This is a genomic window from Thalassospira sp. UBA1131 (assembly GCF_002311515.1).
GTDB lineage: Bacteria > Pseudomonadota > Alphaproteobacteria > Rhodospirillales > Thalassospiraceae > Thalassospira.
The window spans coordinates 77,814-78,502 of record NZ_DCAO01000120.1 but is presented as its reverse complement, the minus strand read 5'-3'; the positions used below and the strand labels follow the sequence as shown (position 1 = coordinate 78,502).

The following is a 689-nucleotide window of genomic DNA, read 5'->3' as shown; positions in this document are numbered from 1 at the left end:
CTGTGATTGCCTCGGACACCGGGCCCTGTCACGATATGATCCGTGATCGGCAGAACGGATTTCTGACCGATTTCTGGGACAGCGATGCGCTGGCGATGAAGATGGCGTTTTGCCTTACCCATCGTGACGACCTCAAACCCCTTTGTGAACGGGCCCGCAAGACGATCCTTAATCACTTTGACCTTCGACGGTGTCTGGATCGGCAAACGACCCTGATCGAGAATCTGGCGTCTGGCAGGAAAAGCCGGTGATGGCATCATATGCCAAAAGCAAAGCCAAAGATGAAAGTTACGTCACCTTTGGCTTTTTCATATTCGCTTCACGCTAAATTAGATGATTACTTAAACAGCACATCAGACGAACAGTAATCACATCGTCATTTGTGGCAGGCCGAAGCCCTGTTCAAGCACCTCGCCAGCGGTCAGGCAGATGTCTTCGCGCCAGGGAGCGGCGACAAGCTGAACACCCGAGGGCATGTTGTTTTCGACACCCGAGCAGATAGAGATCGCCGGAAGCCCCAGCAGCGGGATTGCGATTTGCGGCAATTGTGCCTTCCACAGGCGGGTCAGGGTTGCGGGACCTTCAAGGTCCTCGTCCTTGCGGAACGGCAGTTCAGCCGAAACCGGCATCAGGACGACCGGATAATCTTCAAGGAACGCGCGCCAGTCGCGGATCAGGGCCGAGCGGCG

2 protein-coding genes are annotated in these 689 nt (G+C 55.6%); one reads left to right on the top strand and one right to left on the bottom strand.

Going from position 1 to position 689, the window contains the following annotated elements:
• A partial coding sequence (locus tag B3Z49_RS20415; RefSeq protein WP_414716276.1) for a glycosyltransferase occupies positions 1-251 on the top strand: 251 nt, incomplete at its 5' end.
• 117 nt (positions 252-368) lie between these two features.
• Here B3Z49_RS20415 and B3Z49_RS20410 read toward each other — a convergent pair.
• Positions 369-689, bottom strand: a 321-nt coding sequence (locus B3Z49_RS20410) for an amidase family protein (RefSeq protein ID WP_296994303.1), incomplete at its 5' end; no start/stop codon positions are given.